Origin of the sequence: Actinotignum schaalii FB123-CNA-2 (assembly GCF_000411135.1) — a bacterium.
Taxonomy (GTDB): domain Bacteria; phylum Actinomycetota; class Actinomycetes; order Actinomycetales; family Actinomycetaceae; genus Actinotignum; species Actinotignum schaalii_A.
In genome coordinates, this window is sequence record NZ_KE150262.1 from 164,350 (window position 1) to 180,617 (window position 16,268).

General features: G+C 64.6%; 14 protein-coding genes. 4 read left to right on the forward strand and 10 right to left on the reverse strand.

Annotated elements, in window-relative coordinates:
* Positions 1–27: 27 nt before the first annotated feature.
* On the forward strand, positions 28–924 hold the full coding sequence (locus tag HMPREF9237_RS00705) for an A/G-specific adenine glycosylase (protein ID WP_016441790.1): 897 nt from the start codon (positions 28–30) through the stop codon (positions 922–924).
* Here the strand turns inward: HMPREF9237_RS00705 and HMPREF9237_RS00710 are convergent.
* Positions 874–1,953, reverse strand: a complete 1,080-nt coding sequence (locus HMPREF9237_RS00710; protein WP_016441791.1) for an alpha/beta hydrolase fold domain-containing protein — start codon at positions 1,951–1,953, stop codon at positions 874–876. The genes HMPREF9237_RS00705 and HMPREF9237_RS00710 overlap by 51 nt on opposite strands.
* Positions 1,954–1,996: 43 nt before the next feature.
* Between HMPREF9237_RS00710 and HMPREF9237_RS00715 the strand changes: the two genes are divergently transcribed.
* Together HMPREF9237_RS00715 and HMPREF9237_RS00720 are read left to right on the forward strand one after the other, a co-directional pair.
* A complete protein-coding gene (locus tag HMPREF9237_RS00715) occupies positions 1,997–3,745 on the forward strand; it encodes an L-lactate permease (protein ID WP_016441792.1) in 1,749 nt (582 codons plus the stop codon).
* A 121-nt stretch (positions 3,746–3,866) separates the two neighbouring features.
* Complete coding sequence (locus tag HMPREF9237_RS00720) at positions 3,867–4,715, forward strand: SMP-30/gluconolactonase/LRE family protein (protein ID WP_016441793.1); 849 nt, start codon at positions 3,867–3,869, stop codon at positions 4,713–4,715.
* On the opposite strand, the gene HMPREF9237_RS08710 is transcribed toward HMPREF9237_RS00720, so the two are convergent.
* The gene (locus HMPREF9237_RS08710; RefSeq protein WP_016441794.1) at positions 4,693–5,379 is read right to left on the reverse strand and encodes a GntR family transcriptional regulator; all 687 of its coding nucleotides are present in this window, start codon (positions 5,377–5,379) and stop codon (positions 4,693–4,695) included. The two genes, HMPREF9237_RS00720 and HMPREF9237_RS08710, sit on opposite strands and share 23 nt — an antisense overlap.
* Positions 5,380–5,575: 196 nt before the next feature.
* On the opposite strand from HMPREF9237_RS08710, the gene HMPREF9237_RS00730 reads away from it, so the two are divergent.
* Positions 5,576–6,859 (forward strand): MFS transporter, encoded by a 1,284-nt coding sequence (locus HMPREF9237_RS00730; RefSeq protein WP_016441795.1) that lies wholly within the window; start codon positions 5,576–5,578, stop codon positions 6,857–6,859.
* Between the two features lie 98 nt (positions 6,860–6,957).
* Here HMPREF9237_RS00730 and HMPREF9237_RS00735 read toward each other — a convergent pair whose 3' ends face one another.
* The 8 genes from HMPREF9237_RS00735 to HMPREF9237_RS00770 form a co-directional block, all read right to left on the reverse strand.
* The gene (locus tag HMPREF9237_RS00735) at positions 6,958–8,310 is read right to left on the reverse strand and encodes an MFS transporter (protein WP_016441796.1); all 1,353 of its coding nucleotides are present in this window, start codon (positions 8,308–8,310) and stop codon (positions 6,958–6,960) included.
* Positions 8,311–8,488: 178 nt separating this feature from the next.
* Positions 8,489–9,427: an NAD(P)-dependent oxidoreductase gene (locus HMPREF9237_RS00740; RefSeq protein ID WP_016441797.1), complete on the reverse strand. Its 939-nt coding sequence runs from the start codon at positions 9,425–9,427 to the stop codon at positions 8,489–8,491.
* Positions 9,428–9,456: 29 nt separating this feature from the next.
* Entirely contained in the window at positions 9,457–10,965 is a 1,509-nt protein-coding gene (locus HMPREF9237_RS08715) for an ABC transporter permease (protein ID WP_016441798.1), read from the reverse strand.
* On the reverse strand, positions 10,962–11,642 hold the full coding sequence (locus HMPREF9237_RS00750; RefSeq protein WP_016441799.1) for an ABC transporter ATP-binding protein: 681 nt from the start codon (positions 11,640–11,642) through the stop codon (positions 10,962–10,964). The genes HMPREF9237_RS08715 and HMPREF9237_RS00750 overlap by 4 nt, the downstream gene beginning before the upstream one ends.
* Positions 11,642–12,664, reverse strand: a complete 1,023-nt coding sequence (locus HMPREF9237_RS00755) for a hypothetical protein (protein WP_016441800.1) — start codon at positions 12,662–12,664, stop codon at positions 11,642–11,644. Before HMPREF9237_RS00755 ends, HMPREF9237_RS00750 begins: the two co-directional genes overlap by 1 nt.
* A 262-nt stretch (positions 12,665–12,926) precedes the next feature.
* Complete coding sequence (lysS, locus tag HMPREF9237_RS00760; protein ID WP_051106981.1) at positions 12,927–14,408, reverse strand: lysine--tRNA ligase; 1,482 nt, start codon at positions 14,406–14,408, stop codon at positions 12,927–12,929.
* Between the two features lie 40 nt (positions 14,409–14,448).
* The gene (locus HMPREF9237_RS08720) at positions 14,449–15,282 is read right to left on the reverse strand and encodes a Rossmann-like and DUF2520 domain-containing protein (RefSeq protein WP_016441803.1); all 834 of its coding nucleotides are present in this window, start codon (positions 15,280–15,282) and stop codon (positions 14,449–14,451) included.
* Positions 15,283–15,293: 11 nt separating this feature from the next.
* Positions 15,294–16,163, reverse strand: coding sequence for a ketopantoate reductase family protein (locus HMPREF9237_RS00770; protein WP_016441804.1), 870 nt, complete (start codon positions 16,161–16,163; stop codon positions 15,294–15,296).
* Positions 16,164–16,268 lie beyond the last annotated feature (105 nt).

The following is a 16,268-nucleotide window of genomic DNA, read 5'->3' on the forward strand; positions in this document are numbered from 1 at the left end:
CCCCGCGTTTCCGGCACACTACAGATAATGCTCAAGAATCTTTTATCGTGGTACGACGGCGCAGCGCGGCCACTACCGTGGCGCGCGCCCGGCACTTCCCCGTGGGCGATTCTCGTATGCGAAGTGATGAGCCAACAAACCCCCGTCGCCCGGGTCGCACCCGCCTGGCGGGCCTGGCTGGAACGCTGGCCCACCCCAGCCGACCTCGCCGCGGCCGCGCCCGCCGATGTGCTCATTATGTGGGGGCGCCTCGGTTACCCACGCCGCGCCCTGCGCCTGCGCGAATGCGCCATCGCCCTGGTGGAACGGCACGGCGGCCAGATCCCGCGCACCCGCGAGGACCTCCTTGCGCTCCCCGGCATCGGTCCCTATACGGCCGACGCCCTCCTCGCCTTCGCCTTTCAGCAACGCTCAGTTGTGCTCGATACGAATATCCGCCGGGTGCTCGCGCGGGTGTACGACGGCGTCGCTCTGCCGCCCGCCCATCAAACAGTCCGGGAACGCACCCTGGCCGATGCGCTTGTTCCCGCGGACGGTCCGGGCGCGGCACGCTGGAACGCTGCTCTGATGGAGCTGGGTGCCCTGGTGTGCACGGCACGCGAACCAGCTTGCGCAATATGCCCGCTGCGCGCGGAATGCCGCTGGCTAGCGGCTGGGAAACCACAGAATGCCGCCCCGCGCACCACCCAGAAATTCACCGGAACCCAGCGGGAAGCACGCGGAAAAATCATGGCGGTTTTGCGTGAACACCGTGGTGGATATACTCGCCCGGACTTGCTTCGGGCTAGCCACCTGAGTGAAAAGCGATTCGTTCCCGCCCTCGCCTCACTCATCGAGGACGGCCTCGCCCAGGAAGTTGCTGGCCGCTACCACCTACCGATTGCTGCGGGTGCGACCGCCAGAGCGGTCCAGAACGTCAGCTAGAAACGCTGCGGTATGAGCGATGATGCGCTCAGCTTCGGGCAGTAACCGCACCCGCTGGAGAAAAGCATGCATCACCCCGGGCACAACCTCCAGGTGCGTGCGCACGGCGCGTGCCTCGAGATGCGCGGCGAGGGCCCGGGTATCGGCCACGAGCGGATCGCACTCCCCGGCCGCGAGGAAAACGGGAGGGCAACCGCGCAGCTCGGTGCGCAGCAGCGCAATATCCGGGGCCGCGGCCCGTTCGGTGGGAGAAGAAAAGTAGAGGGAATCATAGTAGGCGCGGTCAGCGGGACTCACACCATCGGCGCCGCCTGTGCCATCGGCACCGCTTACGCTATCGGGCGGCACGGCAGCGGCGGGCAAACCATATTCACCGTAGTACAAAACGAGCGCGACTATCGGCTTAGCAGCCAGCCTCCGGGCCGCGCGCTGGCACGCATCCGCACCGGCCCCATCCTCACCAGCCCGCCGCGCTAGCCGCCACCAGGTTCCCAGGCTCAAGGTTGCCCCGCACGAATCCCCCGCCAGCACGATGGGATACCCGGGGTATCGCCGGGCCAGCTCCACAACCGCATCCTCACATTCCTCAGATATGCGCGGATAGCGCGCTCGGGGCGCCAGCGTATAGTCCACGCTGACCACCACGCATCCGGTAGCCGCGGCAAGTTCGCGGGTGAGGCGGTCATGGGTGGCCGGACTGCCCACACAGTAACTCCCGCCGTGCAGATACACGATGATAGGCCGGGTGGCACCCGCCGGGAACTGCGTCGTCGTACCTGATCCCGCGGGTGAAAGTGACCGGCATCCGGGCCGATAAAAGCGCACCGGGACCACGCCGTGCCGGGTAGAAAGCTGCTCCGCGTGCCAGGCCACTTCCGAGCCGCCTTCATTCCACCAGCGGTGCTCGGCTTCGTAGCGTGCCTGCATCGCAACGGGTTCTCCGTGCCCGCAATGCGGCAGAGCCAGCCGCGCATCTTGCGCCAGCGCCGCGCGCATCGCGGCGGATAATCTCACGTCCGGGCTAGCCATAAGGTCATCATAAAGGCAGCTCCCGCCCCGGTACGATAAAGGAATGCCTTGTAGCCCCGCGCTGCTCGCCGTACCGAGCCCGCTTTCCGCACTCTTCCCCCCTTCCACGCTCCTCACCAGCGCTACCTTCACGCCCGCGCCCGATGCGGTCGGCGGCCAACTGTGGCTTTCCGCCCTCCTGGCGGCGCTTCCGCTCCTGGTGTTCTTCGTGCTCCTGGGAGTATTTTCCGTCGCCACCCACTGGTGCTCCCTTATTTCCCTCGGTCTGGCCCTGGTCATCGCCGTGACCGGTTTCGGGATGCCAGCTGAGCTAGCGGGGCTCTCCGCACTCCAAGGAGCGGCATTCGGACTCTTCCCCATTTGCTACATCGTCATCATGGCGGTGTGGCTGTATAACCTCACCGAAAGTTCAGGGCGCAGCAAAGACGTCCAGGCCGTTTTCGCAGCGCTGGGCCGCGGTGATATGCGAGTGCAAACCATCCTCATCGGCTTCATTTTCTGCGGCCTCATCGAAGGGCTGGCCGGTTTTGGCGCGCCGGTAGCCATCAGCTGCGCCATGCTACTTGCCATCGGCTTGCCCCCGGTCAAGGCCGCGCTGGCCACCATGGTGGGCAACGGTATTAACGTGGCCCTGGGCGCGATGGGTATCCCCCTCACCACCGTGGCCCGCATGGGCGGGGTGGCCGATCCCATGGACGTAGCCGCGGTGGCCGGGCGCATTATCCCCGTGGTAGCCGTGGGCGTTCCCCTCCTCCTCGTCTTTATCGTGGATGGCAAACGCGGGGTAAAAGACACCTGGCCGGTGGCCCTCACCGCCGGAATCGGCATGGTGGCCGGGCACGTGATCGCCTCGAATTTCATTTCGCACGAACTTATCGCGGTGATCGCCTCCCTCCTCTCCTTCGCGCTCACGGCAGTGCTGCTCACGCGCTGGCACCCGGCCCACACCCCGGCCGAATTCGCCAGTGCCCCCGCCCGCGAGAAGATTTCCGCGAGCAGGGTATTTTTGGGATTGCTTCCCTACCTGCTGGTTGTGGTGGTCCTCGCGGTCACGAAGTTGTGGCGGGTCACCGTGCCCGGCCCGACCGGCCCGCGCCGCATCGAATTCCTGGCCCAAACCGATATCAGCTTCGGTTGGCCCGGCCTGCACGGGCACCTGGTGGACCAGGCCGGTAACGCTCTGAGCACCACCACCTTTACGTTCAACTGGCTCTCCTCCCCGGGGACAATGCTTTTCCTCACCGGAGTGGTGGTCACTGCCGTGTACGCACGCTGCTCCTCCGGCGGGCGTTACCCCTATTCTTTCCGCACCGGCTTGGCTACCCTGGGTGCCACCGTGGCGAACCTGGCCGTCACCGTGGGAACGATTGCCACCATTATGGCCCTCGCCTACGTCATGAATTTCTCCGGTCAGACCCAGGCCATCGGCGCTTTCATGGCCCTGGCCGGCACCGCTTTCGCGGCGCTCTCCGCGTTCCTGGGTTGGATCGGCACCGCGGTGACCGGCTCGGCCACCTCCTCGGCCGCACTCTTCGGGAACCTGCAAGCCACCGCCGCGGCCGGGGCCGGCATCGACCCGCATCTCCTCCTGGCCGCCAACCAGCTCGGGGGCGGGCTCGGGAAAATCGTGAGCCCGCAAAACCTCGCGATTGCGGCTACCGCGGTGCGCGCCCCGGGTAGCGAACCCGAGCTTCTGCGCCGCGGCGCTGCGTATTCCCTCGGGTTACTCGCCCTCCTCACAATCGTCGTTGTGCTGGCGGCGAGCGGGGTGCTCGGCTTCATTACCGCGTAGCGGGCGCACTACCGTGTGCGGCTAACTAGACCCGGCGCACTACCCGTGTGCGGCTAGCCAGCCTCGGCGCGCTACCGTGTGCGGCTAGCCAGCCTCGGCGCGCTCGCCTACGCTGGAGACCATGGCTTTTGAACAAATTACCGACGTGGTTGCTTTCCACGCCGAAGGCCCGGTGTGGTCGAGTTCCTGGGGCGGGCTGCGTTTCGTGGATATGCTCGCCGGCGATCTGCTTACCCTGCGTAGCGATGGCGGGGTGGATCGCCTGGCCACCGGCTCGAAAATCGCAGCATTTGTGCGCCCGCGCACCGGCGGAGGTTACGTCGTCGCCACCGAACGCGGCCTGGCCTTAGCCGATACCGCCACGGCCGCCCCGCGCGAAGCCACCACCCTGTGGAACAGCCCGGCTTACCGCATGAACGAAGGCACCGCGGACCCGTGGGGCTACCTCTACGCCGGCTCCATGCCGTATACGCGCGATGCCACCACCCGCGGTACCGCGCGTCTCTACCGTATCTCCCCCGCCCTCGAGGTCAGCGTGGTGCTGGATTCGGTCACCACCTCGAACGGCATCGGCTTTTCGCCAGACCGCACCCGCGCCTACTACATCGACACCTCCACGCGCGCCATTTCTGTTTTTGAGGTCGACGACGCAGGCAACCTCCACCACCGCAGCGACTTCCACCGCGTGGAAGGCGCGAGCCCGGACGGGCTGACTGTGGATAGCGAAGGAAGTGTGTGGGTAGCCCTCAACCGGGCTGGAATCATCCGCGTACTTGATCCGAGCGGACAGACCGTGCAGGAATACCAACTCCCGGTCACCGGGACCACCGCGGTAACCCTGGGCGGGAAGGACGGCAAGGATGTTTTCGTGACCGTCTCGCGCGAAAATGATGATTCGCGGGGCGCGGGAGCACTGTGGTGGATGGACGGACCGGTAGCCGGCCAGCCTACCTTGCCTTTTGCTGGCTAACGCCGCCGGTACCCGAAAGCGCCGCGCCCGCCTCCACGCCGAGCCGGGCCTGGCGCGCCCGTTGCAAAGCGCGTAGCGCCTCCCAGGCGCTCTCCTGCCCGAGCAAAACCGCGTCAATCAGCTGATGTTGAGACTGAGCCACGGCGGGATCTTCAACCGCGGGATGGCTGGTATGAGCGCGGCCGGTATCGGTGCCGCGCACCCCGGTATTCGGAGAAGCGGCATCAGCGCAGCTAGCCGCATACAAAATAGTGTGGAACGTGAGCGGGCGGTGGAGTATTTCCAGGCGTTTGGAACCGGACACTTCCACCAGGGTGTGCAGCACCCGACTGGGTTGCTCCCCGCGGGCCGCGCGCAGCGGGCGCAGATCCGGGTGGCCGGCCATAATCCGCGCCAGGGCCAGGGATTCACTGATATCCAAGAGCGCCACAATCTCCGGAATTTCGGAGCTGCGCACGGTCACGACCCGCGGGTGTTTACGCGCTTCGCGCTCCACTAATCCATCCGCGATAAGCGATTCCACCGCGATGCGGGCGGTGGAACGCGCCACCGAATACTCCTCCGCAATCGCGGCTTCGGCCAGGCGCTCCCCCGGCGCGATATTTCCGGAAAGGATACGTTCGCGCAGGTGGTCAGCCAGATCATCGGCAAGCCGGCGAGCCATAAGCGCTCCTTTCCATCGCGCGGGATAACAAGCGGGGCGAGTACCCGCTCTCGCCTTATCCTAGGTAAACTGACTGTCAGTTTCCAATGTGATTTTACGCCATCGCGTGCGCCAGCTGGCGGCGGGTGGGCAAGGTTGCCCGCGCGAATGCCAGTTTCCACGCGCCCACGCGCCGCATACACCAAAAGGAGGGATGATGGCCGCCACGCGGTTCCCACCGGGCCCCACCCCGGCCCCGGATTACTACCGCTGGCGTGCCCACGTTTTCCTCGTCGTGTATATCGGCTATGTGTTTGCCTACACCACCCGCAATAACCTCAAAGTGGTCTCCGCCCGTTTCGTCACGGAGGAGGGATGGTCGCTCTACCAGGTCGGCTTTGTGCTCAGCGCTTTCACCCTCGCGTACGGGACCGGGAAAATTATTTTCGGGATGGTGGCGGACCGCGTCTCGCTGCGCCGCCTTTTTGGCGGTGCGCTCATCATATCGGGAATTCTATGCATCCTCACCGGGATTCCCAGCTCCGCCCGCGCTCTCGCGGCCCTCACCTTCGCGAACGGGCTGGTGCAATCAGCCCTCGCCCCGGCCGCTCTGGTGCTCCTGGGTGCCTGGTACCCCAATTCTTCGCGCGGTTCGCGAGTGGCGATCTGGAATACTTCCCAGAACCTCGGGGCCGCTCTCCTCCCGCTGCTCGCCGGGGCCTTCACCGGCTGGAGCCTGGCCCGTTTCCATATTTTCCTCATCCCGGGCCTGCTCACTATCGCGGTGGGTATCTGGGCCTACCGCACCGGCGCCGACCGCCCCTGGCGCCAGGGCCTACCCACCCTCACCATGCTTTTCGGCCCGGCCGGCACCCCGCAGCTGAGCACCCGCGCGGATGGCTACTGGCCCACGGTGGTGCGGGCAGTGCTCACCAACCGCTGGATCCTCACGCTCGTGGGCATTAATACCCTGCTCTACTGCATCCGCTTCGGCGTGATCAACTGGGTGGTTATTTTCGCCGCCGCACACACCGCCGGCCGCACCGGGGAAATCGCGCTCGCGGGCGCGGAGCTGGCCGCAATCCCGGCCTCTTTCGCTTTCGGGGCTTATGCGGCACGCCACCCTAACCGGGCTTCCTCCGCCGCTATGAAAGCGATGCTGGCCCTGGCCGTTGCGCTCGCAGCCTGGCCCCACCTGGCTTTTAGCAGTTCTTCGGTGGCTGGGGCACTGTTGCTCGGCGCCCTCATTTACGGGCCCCAGGTGAGTATTAATATGCTCACCCTCTCCCTGGTTCCCGATAATGTGGCGGGCGCAGCCACCGGGGTGGTGGGGGCGGCGGGCTACCTGGCCGGTGAAACCCTCGCGAATTTCCTTATCCCCCACCTGGTGACCGGCTACGGCTGGACGGTGGCCTACACCAGCCTCGCTCTGACCGCCCTCATCTGCGCGGCAGGGTACGCAAGTTTGCGCGGCCCGGAAATGCGCAGCCTGCGTTATTAAGAACGACGACGCAGCTAGATGGCTGCCAGCACACCCGCGCGGGGCCCGAATCCTCGGGCCCCGCGCCGGCGTCGTCGTACATTATGCTGCGGTAACTATTAGGCCTGCACCACGGCCTGTTCGCGCCTAGAGAGCGAGAGATACATAACGCCGGCCGCTACCGCGATCCCGGCGAGCAGCGTGAAGGACGCCGCCCAGGAGAAGCGCTCGGCGAGGATCGGCATAATGAGGTTCGCGCCCATTTCGCCGACGATGTAACCGAAGAGTCCCACGAAACCGACCGCCACCCCGGCCGCCTTGAGCGGCACGAAGTTGAGGGTAAGGATATTGACGATGAGCTGCGGACCGTAAATGAGTGCCCCCATGAGCCCGGAAACAATGAGGAGCACCACGTAATTGTCGTTGCCCATGTAGACCCAGATAAGGCCAGCCAGGCACAGCAGCCCGAGGAAGCCCACCACGGACTGACGGTTGGGAAGCTTGACGGAAATCCAAGCGAAGAGGAAGGATCCGGGAATGGCGATCCATTCCAGCACCGAGAAGGCGGTGGAGTACTGGGCTTCCGTGAAGCCCATTTCGGTGCCGAGGAAGGCCGGCATCCAGTTGAGCACCCCGAACCGCAGGAAGTAGAGCGCGGCGTTGATAAAAGCCACAGTGAGGACCAGCGGGGAGGTGAAAACGAAACGCACGAGGATATGCCAGTAGCTTTCGTCGGGAGTTTCGTCGGTATTCGGTTCGCCGGCCTTGCCGTAGATCTGGCGCAGGGTGGGCATTCCTTCGGCTTCGGGGCGGTCCCCGCCGTACTTCCAGAAGAAGATGGACAAACCGAAGACCACCAGGCCCGGGCCCCAGAAGGCAATCGCCCCGCCGCTGGGCCCACCCAGGGCCAGCAGCCAGGTAATCATGAGGGGCAGCAGCGCCCCGCCCAGGTTTTGCGAGGTATTCCAGATCGCGATACCGGAACCGCGTGTTTTATTCGGGTACCAGTTCGCGATCATCGCCATGGATGAGGGCGCCAGCGCCCCCTGCGCGCAGCCGAGCAGGAACATGAGCACCGCGAGCAGGTAGAAGTTCGTGGTGAAGCCAATGGCGATGCACAGGATCGCGGAAAGCCCCAGGCAGCCGGCAAAAATGCGGCGCAGGGAGACGCGGTCGGACAGCATCCCCATAAAGAATTTCCCGAAGCCGTAGGTGATGGTGAACATGGTGAGAACCAGGCCGATTTGCGGCAGGCTCCAGTCGTTCTCCAGGCGCAGGGCTTCGGAGCGGAGTTTGAAATTATTGCGGACCAGGTACGCACATACGTAGCCGAGGTAGGCCACGAAGAACACCATGCCGCGCCGCTTGAGGTACTGCGCGAAAGTGTCCGGGTGCGCGGCAGCGAACTGTGCGCTAGTGTCCTCAGATTCGGCGGCGGGCCTGCCCTGCCGCGTTTCCTCATGTGATGACATCACTACTCCTCCTTGAGCTGAACTGTATGTCAGTTTAAGGAGTGTAGCGCACTATTGCCGCCGGGTGGTAGTGCCCGGCGGGTTCTTGTCGGTTGTGCTGCGCGGCGCGGCCCGCGGCACAGGCGCTATCGCGGGCCGCACAGCCGAGCCGCGCGGCCCGCTGAGGCTCCGCGGCAGTTTATGCCTCCCGGTTAATAAACTCCCCTCCCTCGCGCAGCGCCCGCACATTGGCGAGGATCAACTCCTCGGCACCCACAGGCCGCCCGCCGGCCGTATGCGGGGTAATAATCGTGGCCAGATCCCACAGCGGTGAATCCGCGGGCAGCGGCTCGGTAGCCGTAACATCCAAGCCGGCGCCCGCAATTTTTCCTTCGCGCAGCGCGGCAGCCAAGTCATCTTCCTTGACAGTTTTCCCACGCCCCACATTAACGACGACGGCGCGCTCAGGCAGAGCCGCGAAAACGCTCGCATCCACAACATTGGCGGTGGCCTCGGTGGCGGGGAGGATGAGAATGAGGACATCGGTATCGGCCAGCACCTCATCGCGCTGGGCGAGGTTAGCGCCGTCGTACACCTCAATATCACCCTCGGTGCGCCGGGACGTAGCCAGGCCGCGCACCCGCGCCCCGAAAGCTTTAAGCATCCCGGCGAGGTGGCGCCCGATATGCCCGTAGCCCCAAATGGTCACCTGAGCGCCAAGCAGGCTGGTCAGGCGCCCGCCGGGGCGCAGCTCGGTGAAGAAGATCCGGTCGCGTGACCAGCGGTGGTTATCCTGTTCTTCGGTGGCGATGCGCAAGTCCCGCACCAGGTAGAGCGCGAGCGCGATGGCGTGTTCGGAGACGGTGGCATCATGCAAACCGTTCGCGGTGGCGAGGATAACTCCCGCGGGCGGGTTGGTGGCGTGCAGGCTTTCCGCACCGGCCATCATGCCCTGAATGAGTTTGAGGTGCGGGAGCTGGGCCACGTGCTCAGCCGCATGGGGGTCCAACCAGACCACGAGGGCCTCAGCATCGCGGTGTTCTTCCGGGATGGGTGCACTCACGTCAAAAGTCACCCAGGTGACGCCTTCTTCGGGCGGGAGGGAAAGGTCAAAGCTATTGGGGAGAAGTACCTTCATAGCTGTAGCCTAGTCCGCCGCGCTCCCACCTAGAAGCGAATGGCGTCAATGGGCTTGATGCGCAGCGCCATGGTGGCCGGGATGATTCCGCACAGCGCTCCCACCCCGGCGGATATCGCCAGGCCAATAAAGGCGGCCAGCACCGGGTATCCCACGCTATCCACCGAGAAGGGCAGATCGAGCCACCGGGCGAGGGGCGCGGTTCGAATGGTGACAATCGAGGCAATCACCCCGATGAAACCGGCCGCCGTCGTCGCCACCACGGATTCCAAGAACACCGAGGTGAAGATACGGCGCGCGGAGGCGCCCATCGCGCGGCGGATCCCCATTTCCCGCACCCGCTGCTTCATCGTGACGATGGAGACAGTAAGCAGGCCGAGGGCGCCCACCAGAATCACGATCCCGCCGATGGCCGCGATAATCGCGGTGACCTGACGTTCGGTGGATTCCTGGCCGCGCATCTGGCTTTCGATGAACTGGCCTTCTACCTGGTAGTTTTTGCCGAGGCGGCCCTGGAGCACGGAAACAAGGACCTTCTGGGCCTCCCCTTCTTCCCCGCGGGGCACCAGCACCGAAACGGTGGCGGAATCCATGGGTGATAGTTGGGTCATCGCGGCGGCGGCCATGCTCTCATACGGCACGTGCAGGCGCGGGCTATCCCAGCGCGAGCGGTCCGCAACCACCCCGACCACCGTCATCCGCACCCCGGTGGGTCCGGAAAGCGCAAGCTGCGGGTAGCTGGCCAGCGAAGGCTCTCCCATTTCTTTGTAGAGCATTTCATTGACCACGGTGGGGTTCATGAGCCGCTCACCGTCCGCTTCTGTTAGCCAGCGCCCGCGGGTGAGCTGCACGTCAAAAAGCGGGCCGTAAGCCGGATCCACCGCGAGCATTTCGTAATTCTGCTCCATCATCCCGTACCCGGGGATGCCGCCCGCACCGAACTCGGTACTAGCGGAACCATCCCCCACGGCTTCGGCGCCCGCTACCGAGCTGCCGCCGGCGCTTTCCAGCTCGCCGCCGGCTTCCGCTCCGGCCATGCTCTCCGATTCCCAACCGTCCAGATTCTGCATATCGGCGCCACCGGCCCCCGCCACCACCGGCGGGAAGGCGAGGGACACATAGGAGATACGCGAGCGCGTCCAATAATTCGCCCCGGCACTCTCCATGTACTCGGCCACGGTGGTGCCGAAAACATCCTCACTGGCCTGGGCGCCGGCCAGGGTCCCCAGCTGCGCACCGGTGGGCGCCGCCGCGGGATTGGCGTACGGATTGGCATAGGGGTCGGCATAAGGCTGCGCGTACGGATCGGAGGGGTCCTCCCCGCCGGTGCGGTACACCCCGATATTGACGGTGCCGGGTTTGCCATCCCACTGGGCGAGCTGGTGTTCCCCGGCGGCGCTAATAAGCTGGCCCAGGGCGAGAACGGTTGCCATTGCCCACACCGCGGCCGCCACTCCAACGAGGGAGAGAATAACCCGCCCGCGATCCACTCGAATTTCTTCCCAGGCTTCGAGAACGGCCCCGAAAATGCGTGTCATTTTTCCTCCGGCCAGACGAGCCCATCGTGGATGGTGAAACGGCGATCCGCGCGGGCGGCCACTTTCGGATCGTGGGTGATCATAATGAAGGTGGCGTTATTTTCCCGCGCCATACTTTCCATGAGATCCATAACCCGCCCCGCGGTATCGACATCGAGGGCGCCGGTAGGTTCATCCGCGAGAAGAACCTGGGGGCGGCGCACGAGCGCCCGGGCGAGGGCCACCCGTTGCTGTTCCCCACCCGAGAGCTGGGAGGGCATCGCATCCAGGCGATCCCCTAATCCCACCCGGTCTAGCATCTGGGCGGCGAGGCTGCGGCGTCGAAAAATAGTGGCGGTATCCGAATACAGCAGCGGCACTTCCACGTTTTGCGCGGCGGTGCGGCCACGGAAAAGATTGAACTGCTGGAAAACGAAACCGAAGAGGGAGCCGCGCAGGTGAGCGCGCGCCGATTCACTCAGCTCCGCCACATCGCGGCCCTCGAAACGATAGGAGCCGGTATCGGGCAGGTCGAGCATCCCGATGATATTGAGGAGGGTGGATTTCCCCGTTCCGGATTGGCCCATAATCGCCACGTATTCCCCGCGCTCAATGCGCAGATCCACCCCGCGCAAAATTGGCAGGGGGCGGCCGTTGGGGAGAGTGACGGTGCGGGTCACCTGCTCAAGCTCTAACATCACATCCCCATCATCGGGTCGGGCGTGGGCTGCGCGGCCGGCACGTACTGGAGGATTTCTTCGCCTTCTTCCAGCCCGCCGGTGATCTGGATCTGGCGCCCGTCCGTCACTCCGAGCTGCACGGTGCGCTTCGTGGGTTTTCCGCCGTCCGCCGCGGGCAGGTAGACCACCCCCTCGCGGAAACGCCCCTCCACCGCGCTGACCGGCACGGTGAGCACCCCGGTGGTATTGCTCCCCGGGATGGTGAGTTTCGCGGCCGAACCGTCATACACCTGCTGTTCGGCGGGGATATCGCAGATGAGGGCCGGCTGCACGGTACCGCTGGCGCTATCCAGGCCGCGCGCCTCGGCTTCTTTACCGCTCAGGCCCGCTCCCGCACCCGTTTTCTCCGTGACCGTGCGCAGATTCGTGCAGTCGAAAGGCGCCGGGCCATTCGTGACCGCGAGCTGCCCGGCCGGCGGCAGCGAGGCCAGCGAGTAAAGCTGTTCAGGTTTCACGCTCACCCGAGCGTGGTACGTAGCCGGGGTGATGGAGCCGATGCTTTCCCCGATAGCTACCGGCTGCCCCACGAGCACATCCACCGCCACGGTGCCGCTCACCGGGGCGAGCACATTCACGTAACTCACTTCGATATAGGGCTCACCGGGCACTTCCACTTCGGTGCCGTCCTCAAAAGTTTCCACGGTGGCGGCGGTGGTTTTTTCTTCCTCGTGGCGGATACGTAGCAACCGGTCGCCTTCATTGACGACGGCGCCCGCCTTGACATCGACCACATCTACGGTGCCGGTGGCGGTGGCCCGCACGGGGGTGGCCGGATTCCGCATGACGGTGGCATCAAGCGTGAGGGAATTATCGATATCCCCCGGCATGGCCACCACCGTCGGGATGGTGAAATCCCCCTGGGCCACGAGTTCCGCGGAGCTGCGTTGGTTGGGGAAAAATGCGAATTTCACGAGGGCTGCCGCGATGACAAGACCGAGCAGGAGTTTGATGACCTGGAAAATGGTGTCAGTTTTCTTCATGGGCGGGCACCTTTGCACACGGGAAACAGGGTTCGGCAGGCCGGGCGTGGCACCGAACTACTTGGAAGATTACCGCGCACAAGCCGGAAAATAAATAGGAAAATTCATCATGTTTCTTTTAGTGGGCAATCTAATGTTGGCCAGATACACTACCGCGCCGCGGGGGTTGGGCCTCCGCGGCGCGGGCGTCGTCGTACCGAAAAACTATTTTCGGGCCGGGTTGTTTTCCTGACGGGCCGGGTTACTTCCCCAGCGGGCCGGGTTACTTCCCGGGTTTAATGAAGGGGAAGGTGATCGTTTCGCGGATCCCCAGGCCGGTCATGGCGGTGAGGAGGCGGTCGATGCCCATCCCCATGCCGCCGGTGGGCGGGAAGCCCTGTTCCATGGCGGCGAGGAAGTCCTCATCGAGCTGCATGGCTTCCGGGTCGCCGTTAGCAGCTTCGATGGATTGCTGGGTGAGGCGTTCGCGCTGGATAACCGGGTCGGCCAGCTCGGAATAGGCGGTGCCCAGTTCCATGCCCCGCACATACAGGTCCCATTTTTCGGTCAGGCCCTTCTTGGTGCGGTGCGGGCGGGTGAGCGGGGAGGTGTCCTCGGGGAAGTCGTACACGAAGGTGGGTGCGTAGAGCTGGTCCCCGCACAATTCTTCGAAGAGTTCTTCCACGATTTTGCCGTTCACCCAGAAAGGCGCAACCGCGATATCGCGGGCTTCCGCGAGAGCTTCGAGGCGTTCGCGCGGGGTGTCCACGGTGATTTCTTCACCCACGGCCGCGGAGACAGATTCGTAAAGATCGAGTTTCTGCCATTCGCCACCCAGGTCATATTCGGTGCCGTCATTCAGGGTGACGGTGGTGGTGCCCAGGGTGTCCAGGCATGCCTGCTGGACGAGATTCCGGGTGAGCTCGGCCATCGTATCGTAGGTGGCGTAGGCCTGGTAGGCCTCGAGCGCGGTAAATTCCGGGGAGTGGGTGGAGTCCGCACCTTCGTTGCGGAAGTTCCGCCCGATTTCGAAAACGCGATCCACGCCGCCTACCACCGCGCGCTTGAGGTAAAGCTCGGTAGCAATGCGCAGGTAGAGGTCCTCATCATAGGCATTAATATGCGTCTGGAAGGGCCGGGCCGCGGCACCGCCGTGGATGGGCTGCAGAATCGGGGTTTCGATTTCCACGTAGCTGCGGCGGTCAAAATTGGCGCGCAGCGACTTCATAACCCCGGCGCGCAGCCGCACCATATCACGGGCGGCCGGGCGGGTGATGAGGTCGAGGTGGCGCATCCGCACCCGCGATTCTTCGTTGAGGGCAACGTCTTCGCCGGCTTCGTTCTGGTAGATCTTGGGGAGGGGGCGCAGGGCCTTGGAGGCCATCTGCCATTCGTGGGCGAAAACGGAGAGTTCGCCACGCTTGGAGGCCCCCACGTGCCCGGATACGAAAATGAAATCGCCCAGGTCAACATCTTGTTTGTAGGCGGCCAGCCGTTCTTCACCCACGTGCGCGAGGGAGAGAATCACCTGGAGGCGGTTCCCGCGCCCGTCTTGCAGGGTGGCGAAAGCAATTTTGCCGCCGGTGCGGGACAGCATGACACGCCCGGCGATGCCCACCGAGGTCTCGGTTAGTTCTTCGCCGGCTTCAATATCACTGTATTCTTCCCGGATGTCCGGGATGGTGGCGGTGATGGGAAGTTCGGCCGGGTAGGCTTCGGTTCCTTCCGCGAGCAGGCGGGCGCGCTTCTCCAGCCGGATACGCATCTGTTCCGGGGTTTCACTATCAAGAAATTCACTCACATGGTCATGGTAGACGACGCCGCGCCGCCCGGTCACGTGACGCGGCCCGTATCACCCGATAGACAGGCGGAATATCAGGATAGTTTCCGGTAGCTGCCAGGGCTTCCACAGCGGCAATATCGTCCGGAGCGGGGGCGTCTTCTTCATGTGTGGCGACGACGCCGCCAGCTGGCGGGGCGATGAGTTCGACACCGGCGTCGGCCATGGCGAGCGCCTGTTCTTGGAGCCCGCGGGCGAAGCTGGGTTCGAGGCCGGCGGCTTCGAGCATGCGCTGGACTTGACCGGCCAGGAGTGCGGTGTGCCGGGAGGCGTGGGTGAGGGCCGCGGTGTAGAGTCCACGGTTTTCTTCGGCGAGCGCGCTGGGTTCTCCCCCGAGTTCACTCACGAGGGCCATGCCGATGGGCAGGAGGGGCGCGGAGGTGGTGACTGCCCAGGTGGCGCCGATGAGTTGGCGCATATCGAGGGAGGTCCCGGTGAAGGTCAGGGCCGGGTGGAGGGCGAGGGTGAGGGCGCCGGCAGCGGCCGCGTCCCGGAGTACGCCCGTGCCGAAACGCGCGCTGGTGTGGATGACGAGCTGGCCGGGGCGCCACCATCCCTGCCCGGCGGCGTGTTCCACGACGCCGGGCAGGGCGGCGTCGGGCAGCGCGAGGAGGATGAGATCCGCGCGGGCCAGTAAGTATTCAGTTTCGCGCGCGGGTACTGCGGGAAGGAGGGCGTCGAGGCGTTCACGGCTGGTGCTGCTGCGGGCCACCGCACCGATGACGGTGTGGCCGGCGGCCCGCAGGGCAGCGCCGAGGACGCTTCCGACTTTTCCGGCCGAGATGATCCCTATGGCCATCCGGCCGGGTGTCACTTGCGGCCCCGCAACCGATCATCGATAGCGGAGAGCGCGGCGGTGATGGCCGGGGCTGGGACTCCGAGGCGGGCGGCTTCTTCGAGGACCGCGGTGCCCAGGGAGTGAATTTCGGTGCGGTTGCCGTCCCGCAGGTCACGCGAAAGCGAGGAGTGCGCATCGGGAGCGAGGCGACGCAGCCAGGCGTGAATTTCCGCGGGGCGGGTGGGTACTTTCTCCATGGTGGCGATGCGGGCCAGTTCGGTGCACATCGCTTCGGTAAGTTCCGGGGCGCGTTCCATGGCGCGGCCGATGGGTAGCCCGGTGGCGCCGGTCAGCAGGGCCATGGCGCATTGGTTGCGGAGTTTGCGCCACAGCACTTGGTTTTCGGTACCGCGGAAGAATACGTCAATTCCGCCGTTGAGGAGCACCCGTGCGATTTCGCCGTCCATGGCGGTGTCGGGCATTTCTACTTTGAGGAATTGGGAGGTGTGTTCAATAACTCCGGGCGCGGTCCGTTCGCTAATCGTATAGACGGAGCCGGACCAGGATTCCCCTTCGGTGAGGGTGTGGATGGCACGGGCGTGATCGAAACCATTGAAGAGCGCCCCCACTTCTTTGGGGCGGGCTGAACGAATGGATTTTTCGATACTGGGGAGGGTGTATGCCTTGGTGCAGAGCAGGATTTCGCTACCGCGGGCCGGGCTGGTTAGCGCCGGCACCTGCGCGGTGAAATTACCGAACCGCTTGGATTTAATGACAATTCCGTTGCGGTTAATAGCATCGGCGGTGCGCTCGGTAGCAACAACCGCGACTTTTTGACCGTTGTGCGCGAGAACCCCCGCGATGAGCCCACCAATACCACCCGGGCCGTAGATATTAAGCATAGGAATAATCCTAGATGTAGAAAAATATAAAAGTGCGGCTACGCGACGTGTTTCACTCTTGTACCGGGAAGAAATCACTTTCGGGAACCGGGCTGCGGCCCGACC